Here is an 8,725-nt window from a genome sequence, read left to right as displayed (position 1 = left end):
CTTAAAAAGGATGACCCCTGTAGAATACAGAGATCACCTTCTTCAAGCCATGTAGGTCTTTTTTAGAAATGTCCTTTACATAGGGTACAGTTTACAAGGGGAAAGCCCTTTTCCTTTTTCAGGTTGTTTTATGCTGATCGGAATACTCTACTCTACTTATTAATCCCTGACTTAATCTCCACCACCGCCACAAGATGAGCAACTGGACGAACTACAAGACGAATCTGAAGAAGATGAACCTGATGAGGAATCGGAATCTCCAGAAGAATGACTGTGATGATCGCTGGAATGATCTGCATAACAACTCGAACTACTCGAACAGCTACTACTTGACGAAGAACCCTTCTCCCTCGGAAAAACGTCTTGTTCCAGACTCTCCATGTGCATTTCATACGTTGACTCATCTTGTATGGAGTAATACACCATTGCACTTGCCATGAGAAGAGCCACATTACTCGTACCTGAACCTGTCTTTTCAAGAGATAACTCTTTCTCGTTCAGGTTGGCTGATCGCTGTAACTGCTCGATTAGGTAAGTAACCACTTGCGCTGTCTCAGGTTCCTCCTGCGTACGCCTAGCATGGAAAAGCTGGTTCACCAATTCAGATCGTTCCCCCTGTACGATCAGCTTCTGTACGTCGCCAGATAACGGATACCTGAAGAAATCACCCCAGATCGCGGAACTATATGGAGTGAACTCAAAGAGCTGACAATACACCCAGTCAAACCAAGCACGCGCACCTGGCGTATCACTGCGAGTAACTGCTGGCTCATGGTGTACCATGGCACCCATGAATTCTGTACAAAAATCGGCGTACGATCTTGTAAACATCAGCATTTCATGCCATAACTGATCCACCTGTTCACTGAACATAGGCACCTGCTTCAGCAGTGAGGCCATGATGAAATATCGCTTGAGCTCGAGCAACTTCCACTGATACTCTAGCTTGCTCATGTGAGGATGTTCCTGCTGCATGCGTAATTCAAGTTTGTCTTCAGCATGTATATGGAAATGTGTTTGAAAGCTAGCTTCCAATCTCTGAATCGTCTGTTTGTATGCAATCTCATCACGTAGTCCGAGATTTGGAGGTAAATTGGTGCTTATGTACATGTCCTTCTGACGTCTTCTCCGGCCTCCTGTGGAACGATTCTCTTTCAACTTACGTCCCACTAAAACTCCAATAATAATGAATATAGCGGCTCCAATGTAATAGATCCACACCACAATGCAGTCACTCCTTCCAGTGTTCTCTTCTATGTATAATTAGTAACCTCCTATCAGTATAAATGACAAGCGTTAACGAGTAAAAGAGCCCTTTGGCGTACATGCCAGAGCTCTATCGTTGTGTATGTCACTTCTATCTATGCACTAAGACCATGCGATGACTACACTCGTTATAAGAAGTAACAACGATACAGGTGCCCAGATTCTTCGTTCCCACACACTTGGCGTCATAAAATTCATTATTGTACCCAGCACCAGATAAGCAACAATAAACCAAATGGCTGTATTTGCAAACGCAGACCAGGCAGGCAGTAGCAACCCAGATTTACTTAGAACAATGATACCGATCAGCGCCAGAATGGCGATCTGAAACAAACAAATGAAACGCATAAACAGGGGGTATTGACCGGGGAATTTTCCACCCATCGCGTATTCGCCCCATGGTACACCAGCAGCTAGCGCAGCTTGGAAGAGAATGACCACAGCAATCAACATAGTGAATATGATCTCTGACAACACAATCATCGCGACCACTCTCCCCAATAAATAGAGACAATAAGTTGGCGCTAGAAACCAACCTTTTACAACACTATATGCCCAAGTCCTTCACTAAATACAGCAATAATTCATCATCTACCATCACAGGTTGTCCAGGTACCACTTGAACATTGTTATACATGATCCCTTTCCCATCCATGACATAACCACGCTTGGTATACATCCTTTGGGCATTCCCATAATCTTGATACAGCCCTACACCGAGTCCAATACGTGTGTAATCACGGGCTGCAATTTTCTCCATCTCATTGAGTAATGCGCTGGCAATTTTCTTTCTTCTGAATTCAGGAAATACGTTGAGATCATTAATTTCTGGAATATTTTCATGACTGAAAAACGGATACTCGGAGTGATGTAACAGGTGGCAAGCACCTGCAAGTACCTCGTTGCAGAATGCCAACAGGGTTACTCGCTTTCCTTGTACATTCTCCTCCAAACATTTCGCAAAGTAATTGCCCGAACGATACCACGGAAAATGATTAACGAATTCACGATCCAACATGGCTGCTTGATCTTGGGTCGAGAGTTGTTTTAGCGTAACACTGCTCATCTTCACTACCTCCGCTTCTTGTTTATGCTCCCCAACTAAGCTCCTCTTGATATGTATACTGATTCCCGCCTTCATAGGCGACTGAACCATAATATACTTTCACACCTAATTCTATTGAAATCCCTAATCCAACCGTATGAACCTCTACCTCTGAGTTATGATACTTTAACCTGACCGGACATTCGTAACTAGCTTGTTCCCCGTTGTGCTCTCTTGAAATATTGATATACACCTCTGTATTACTTAGGTCGCTTGAGCCATATTCGTACCATTCCCATGTATCTTCATAATCTCGATGAGAATCATCCAAACCACTGAACAGGTTGACGTCTTGGATAAAATCGGTCATCTCTCGTTGGATATAAAACCAGAACTGCTTCTGTTCCATATTTCTTCGCTCCTAATTCAACGCTATCCTCTATCTATAGAGAAGCTCTTTCATATATTTCAGTGAATACTGAATCATAATAATACTTAAGACTAAGTTGACCGCAACCAAGCTAAGACAAGCCCATCTGACCCCAAGTTCAATATTAATATCTACTGTGAATATGGATACTTTACTTGCATCAAGGAACACACTAGCAATTAACGTCACAATACTAAGAAGAATAAAGGCACTGATCATAAATAAAATGAGATAAAATGGCTTCTTGGCATTCTTATTTATGTAAGCTTTTCTATAGTTACTGGATAACATGCCCTCCCCTTTTAACCCTTTGATATAATGATCCCATCTAAAAGTACCTATACTGGCCACTAGTGCCGCAACGGCTAATGCGCCGGTGATGTTGACCTGAACGAACAACTCAATAAAAGCTTTGAGGTCTTTTGGCTTCGCATCAATCAAGATTAAGAATAGCAGTAGTAATATCGCACTAAATGAATGAATAATGATGTATTCGTACCATTTCAGTCTTACTTTTCCCTTATCGTACCTCTTCAATGTTGCAACTCCTTCTAGTTATTCATGTTGTGGAATTTTCCTACGCATATACAAAGCGATCTCTTCATTTCCTGTATCGTTGTTGGAGTATAGCGAGAGATCAATTCCTTCGATCTGAAATCCGCATTGCATATAGAACTGTACTGCGGCTACATTGGTATTTTGCGTCTCGACCGTCACCGCTCGTAGTCCGTTGTCTCTAGCCAAGTTGGTCATCTTATCGATAAGAATCTTGCCGTACCCTTTCCGCTGATGACGCTCATGAACCTGCAGATGCCAGATTAACAACGTATTATTCCAGTATTGAGGCTCAGCAATCGCAAGTGCTACGAACTGCTGATCGACATACACCCCGTACGAATAACCTAAGGTAACAAGCTGGTTGTATCGCTTCAGATCCTCTTCATCATTCATTTCTTCCTTCACATACGGCGGATCTACATCAATGAGATGGATTCGTACGTTGTAAGAGTAAGGTATCTCCGTCTCTTCTCTTGAACATTCCAATTTACGCGTGGATACATATCCAAAATGACCGAGCTGAGCAAATTCATCCATCGTTATCGATGTGATTGGTCTTAATTCCACGAACAGTCCTCCTTATAACTTGATCACAAACCACTCATGGCACTAACTCGTTGCAATACTCGCAACCATACCTTCTCCCACATTGTAATACAACGCACTCCCATCAATATATAAGCAATCCCATTCTCTGTATATAGGTTGGTCGAACATCACGATTCTACAGTTCTGTGCTTTGATAAACTCACCTCTCCAATGGAACATCTAATGTAAAATAAAATCTGACTCCATTCGGCGTATTCACAACCCCGTACGATTGCTGGTGCAATTGTATAATCTCCTTCACGATAGATAATCCCAGACCAGTTCCCCCTGCTTGGCGACTGCGAGCGTCCTCTTCTCGATAGAAACGATCCCAGATCAGGGACAATTCATGCTCTGCAATGCTCGGCCCCTCATTTTCTACCGAAACACAGACATTCTGCTTCTGTACATCATGCTGGATGAGAATCTGAATTGGGCTTCCATCGGTACCGTTACGAATGGCATTACTGAGATAGTTCAGGAGTACCTGTTCGATTTTCTCGGGATCCGCCCAAGCGTGCACATTCCGATCTCCCTGAATTTGAATTTCCATGTGCTTCGCTTTCGCAAGCTGTCCCATCTTCTCCATGGACTCCAATGCGAGTTGATCTACTGAGAATACATCACCACGCAGCTTCACTGCTCCAGCTTCCAGCCGAGTGAGCTCTAACATATCTAGTACTAATTTTTCCATCCGATCCGCTTCTCGTAAAATGGTACGGATGTATCGCTCTCGTTTATTTTCGGCGATCTGATCTAGAAGCCCTTCAGCATACCCCTTCACGACACTAATCGGTGTCTTAAGCTCATGAGAAGCATCCGAAACAAAGCGCTTTTGCAGTTCTTCCATCTTGCTTTTGTATTCCATCTCCAGCACTAATTTCTCATTCGTTAGTTGAAGCTCCTTCAATGTGCGATCCAGATTCGAAGAAAGGCTGACCAAGCTCTCTGACAGACTGCCCAGTTCGTCTTTACTTTCAATAGAAGAGATCGCAGTGAAATCAAGCTTCGCCATACGTGCCGCATTTCGATTCAACTGTAATAGCGGACGTGAGACCATTTTAGAGAACAAGAACGAAAGGACCACAATGAGCAACAATCCCCCGGTAATACTGAAAAAGGCATAATACACCTCAAGTGCGCCAAATGCCTCGCCAAGCTGGGTTAATGGTGTTAATGCAAATAAATACTCGGTGACCTTACCATTACGCAGGATCGGCTGGACAAACACGAGATTATGTACTCCGCTAATGGGTTCCTTCCACTCGGTATGAATGGCTTCTCCCCGGTTCACTTGCTCGTTATACTCTGCTGGTAGAGGGAACCACACCTTGAGTGCAGCAGCCATAATACCTTCTCTGTTATTCCACTGCCCCGGAGCTGGCAACAATACAGAATCAATGGTTCCGCTCACCTCGATAACGCCTTCGCGATTCGCATTATACGGCAATGATCCTACCGCAGGCGAACCATTCTTACGGATGACATACGGTGAGAATAACGAATGCCCTTGCTCCACATAATACTCTCCCTGTACCGTTATACGATCACCGGGTTGCAAGCCATATGCAGTCAATGCGGACATGTCGGAAAAAAAGGATACTGCAATGGATAACGACTGCCCTGCGTCTGTACTCAGTTGAATTCGAAACGGATTATCGTATCGTACCTCTCCATCTGTATCCAGAATCGCCATTTGCACATGATTTTGCGTAATGAAACTACCCATAACGGTGGGTGTCTTCTCAGCAGGCCATTTCTGCTGGGTGTAATCCGAAGCGAAGGATGCTAACTTTTTCCCGAGTTCAGTCGTCCGCTCATGCTGGTAGAAACGTTCAAAGAACCAGAAATGTCCCGCCACGACTGCCGCGAAGAAGACAATATAGAATATTAAGTTCGCAACAAACAGCTTAAACACAATGCCTCTTGGCTTCATGACTCAACCTCAAATTTATAACCGATGCGGAACACCGTGCGAATGTAACGAGCGTCTGCCTCCAGCTTCTTGCGCAGATTTTTGATATGTGTATCCACGACACGAGGGTCACCGAAATAGTCTACGCCCCATACCTGATTTAACAGATGTTCACGTGTTAACGGAAAGTTCTTATGTTTTAGCAGATGCAGCAGCACATCATACTCTTTATAAGACAGCTCGATAGGCTGACCGTTGATCTTCACAAGTCGTTTTCGCTCGTAAATGACCGTATTTCCAAACGAAATCAGCGGTTCCTCCTGACCCACGGTGTGTTCTACACGTTTCATCAGCGTCTCTGCGCGGGCAACCAGCACTCTTGGACTGAAGGGTTTGGTTACATAATCGTCCGCTCCCAGTTCGAAACCAAGCAGCTTGTTCTCTTCCTCGGATTTGGCAGTCAGGATAATGATTGGCACCGTGGACTGTGAGCGTACCTGCTTACACACATTCCAGCCACTTACTTTCGGAATCATCAGATCCACAATGACGAGATCGACGGGACGAGTCTTAAATAACTCCAGTGCCTCTTCCCCGTTGGCCGCTTCGATCACTTGCCAAGAGGATTGCGTGAAATAATCGCTGACCAATTCACGAATAGATTCCTCATCTTCTATTAATAAAACAGAACGTCTCACAATTTTCCTCCTATAAGTGCATGTTCAGAAGTTCACTTTTCAACTGGACATTCTGAACGACCTCCAACAACACATGAATCACACAACTGTAATGTATTATAGCAACAATGATAATCATTTTCATTAAAATTGAATGTTGAAAAGGAGATGAACGTATTCCAGCATGTCTCTCTCACTTCATAGCACATCTCATTCCTCTCCTGCTCGGAAGCGCTGGGGTCTCTCGAAACGGGTAGGGATCTACCTATCATTGATTGTGCTACTTTTGTGTGGTTGTTACTTAGCCATGATATTTCATTTGCAGCCCAGTCGCAAAGAACCGATCTTGTTCAACTGGTTTGGCTGGTATGATAACGAATCACTGATTCGCTCAGTCACTACGATTCGTCTGCCAAGGATCATCGCAGCGACTATAGTCGGAGCGGCACTTGGCATTGCTGGTTGCTTGCTACAGTCGTTAACGTCTAATGATCTAGCTGACCCTGAAGTCATGGGCATTAATCAGGGAGCCAATATGGCGATTGCGGTACTGCTAGTCTTGCTGCAATTTCAGACATTTCGTTTTTTTACGGTCACAGCCTCCATGCTTGGAACAGCACTGAGCGGTATCATCATCTATTTGCTCAGTGTGCGCAGCCGTTTCAATTCCAGTAGTGTGGTGTTGACAGGACTTGTGAATAGTCTGTTCTTCAGCTCAATGACTACCACGCTCATCATCTTTCATGATACGGATCTGTACCAGCTTCTTCGCTGGATGGCGGGCGATCTATCAGGTATGTCATGGGATGATGTTATCTTCTCTTTGTTCACGCTTGTCCCCATGAGTATCGTTTGCTGTTTATTTGCCGCGCAGTTAAACGTGCTTTCCATGGGTGAGGACACAGCCATCTCTGTCGGACAACGACTAACGGTTGTTCGTAGCGGAATTATGATAGCGATTATCGTACTGGTAGGCGCAGCAACAGCCATATGTGGCCCAATTGGATTTATCGGTCTCATGTCCGTACATATCATTCGTACACTGGTAGGTATAGATTATCGTATCATTCTGCCGCTCGCAGCACTTATGGGCAGCGTTCTGCTGGTATACGCTGATCTATTGGGACGAATGTTGTTCTACCCGATTGAATCGCCTGTTGGACTGATTACTGCATTCATTGGAGCACCCTTTTTCATTGTCCTGATGCGTATGCGTGGGAGGAAGAAGGGATGAGACATATGAAAAGTTTATCCCTACGCAGCAAAGGTAGTTACTCTCTTCTAATGGCTACCGTACTGGTAATGATCGTAGTTGTCTTTATCCTGTCACTTCGTTTCGGGGCTACACCAGTTACCTTTAGTGAAATTGTTAACCAGTTTCGTGCACAAGCCGGCACGATCTATGAGCTTCGGTTACCCCGTGTACTCTGTGCCCTGCTTGTAGGTGTTTCTGCCTCTGTGGCAGGAGCAATTCTGCAAACGGTGCTTCGCAATCCACTCGCCTCACCTGATGTGATTGGTGCTACCGCGGGTGGTGGGCTTGTAACTGTGCTTATTATTCTGCTTGCGCCGTTAACGCCAGCGATCTGGCTACCTGTGTACTCGATGGCAGGCTCCGCAGTAGCAAGTATACTTATTTTTCTTTTGGCTTATCGGCGTCAGGGGAACTCCATGATTCGGCTGGCACTCGTGGGGATCGCTGTCAGTGCAGCTCTACAAGCCATCATCAAGATGTTAATTGTCAAATACGCCATGAGCTCCAGTCAGGCACTCATCTGGCTCAAAGGTAGTCTTTACGCACGCAATTTGCAACATGCCGAGTTGTTATGGCCATGGACGGTAGCTGGATTAATCGCCGCCATGTTGCTTGTTCGGTACCTGAATGTGTTGAAGCTGGATGAGTCTGTGCTTGTGTCCTTAGGCACCCGAGTTCGTACCGTTCGAACATTACTGCTACTCGTGGCATTGGCTTTATCCGCAAGTGCTGCCAGCATCTCAGGCAATCTCAGTTTTGTTGGACTGATCATTCCGCATCTGTCCCATAAACTGACCGGGGAAAACTTCATTCGTTCCCTACCATTTACCGCAGCATTGGGTGCGTTACTCGTGATGCTCGGCGATCTTCTGGGCCGCGTCATTGTACCACCGATGGAGATTCCTGTCGGCATCATTACGTCACTTATTGGTGCACCTTATTTTGTATACCTCATTATCAAGCAAGGACACAAAAAATAACGCATATGGAG

10 protein-coding genes are annotated in these 8,725 nt (G+C 44.9%); 2 read left to right on the top strand and 8 right to left on the bottom strand.

Translation table 11 applies throughout. From position 1 onward, the window contains the following. Positions 1-171 precede the first annotated feature (171 nt). From J2T19_RS10235 to J2T19_RS10200, 8 genes are all read right to left on the bottom strand, one after another. Positions 172-1,224 carry a UCP032817 domain-containing protein gene (locus J2T19_RS10235; protein ID WP_307215302.1) on the bottom strand — a complete coding sequence of 351 codons (1,053 nt, stop codon included), beginning with the start codon at positions 1,222-1,224 and terminating at the stop codon, positions 172-174. Positions 1,225-1,368: 144 nt separating this feature from the next. After that, entirely contained in the window at positions 1,369-1,749 is a 381-nt protein-coding gene (locus tag J2T19_RS10230; RefSeq protein WP_307215300.1) for a hypothetical protein, read from the bottom strand. Between the two features lie 64 nt (positions 1,750-1,813). Then, positions 1,814-2,332: a GNAT family N-acetyltransferase gene (locus tag J2T19_RS10225; protein ID WP_307215298.1), complete on the bottom strand. Its 519-nt coding sequence runs from the start codon at positions 2,330-2,332 to the stop codon at positions 1,814-1,816. A gap of 22 nt (positions 2,333-2,354) precedes the next feature. Then, on the bottom strand, positions 2,355-2,720 hold the full coding sequence (locus J2T19_RS10220; RefSeq protein ID WP_307215296.1) for a hypothetical protein: 366 nt from the start codon (positions 2,718-2,720) through the stop codon (positions 2,355-2,357). A gap of 30 nt (positions 2,721-2,750) precedes the next feature. After that, positions 2,751-3,278 (bottom strand): hypothetical protein, encoded by a 528-nt coding sequence (locus tag J2T19_RS10215; protein WP_307215294.1) that lies wholly within the window; start codon positions 3,276-3,278, stop codon positions 2,751-2,753. An 18-nt stretch (positions 3,279-3,296) separates the two neighbouring features. Beyond that, a complete protein-coding gene (locus tag J2T19_RS10210; protein ID WP_307215292.1) occupies positions 3,297-3,866 on the bottom strand; it encodes a GNAT family N-acetyltransferase in 570 nt (189 codons plus the stop codon). 181 nt (positions 3,867-4,047) lie between these two features. Next, the gene (locus J2T19_RS10205; RefSeq protein ID WP_307215290.1) at positions 4,048-5,823 is read right to left on the bottom strand and encodes a sensor histidine kinase; all 1,776 of its coding nucleotides are present in this window, start codon (positions 5,821-5,823) and stop codon (positions 4,048-4,050) included. After that, entirely contained in the window at positions 5,820-6,500 is a 681-nt protein-coding gene (locus tag J2T19_RS10200) for a response regulator transcription factor (protein WP_307215288.1), read from the bottom strand. The genes J2T19_RS10205 and J2T19_RS10200 overlap by 4 nt, the downstream gene beginning before the upstream one ends. A 286-nt stretch (positions 6,501-6,786) precedes the next feature. Between J2T19_RS10200 and J2T19_RS10195 the strand changes: the two genes are divergently transcribed. Next, complete coding sequence (locus tag J2T19_RS10195) at positions 6,787-7,713, top strand: FecCD family ABC transporter permease (protein WP_307215286.1); 927 nt, start codon at positions 6,787-6,789, stop codon at positions 7,711-7,713. After that, a complete protein-coding gene (locus tag J2T19_RS10190) occupies positions 7,710-8,714 on the top strand; it encodes a FecCD family ABC transporter permease (RefSeq protein ID WP_307215284.1) in 1,005 nt (334 codons plus the stop codon). Before J2T19_RS10195 ends, J2T19_RS10190 begins: the two co-directional genes overlap by 4 nt. Positions 8,715-8,725: the final 11 nt, after the last annotated feature.

The organism is Paenibacillus tundrae, assembly GCF_030812775.1.
Classification (GTDB): domain Bacteria; phylum Bacillota; class Bacilli; order Paenibacillales; family Paenibacillaceae; genus Paenibacillus; species Paenibacillus tundrae_A.
The sequence above is the reverse complement of the archived record's forward strand: the minus strand, read 5'-3'. Positions and strand labels throughout refer to the sequence as shown.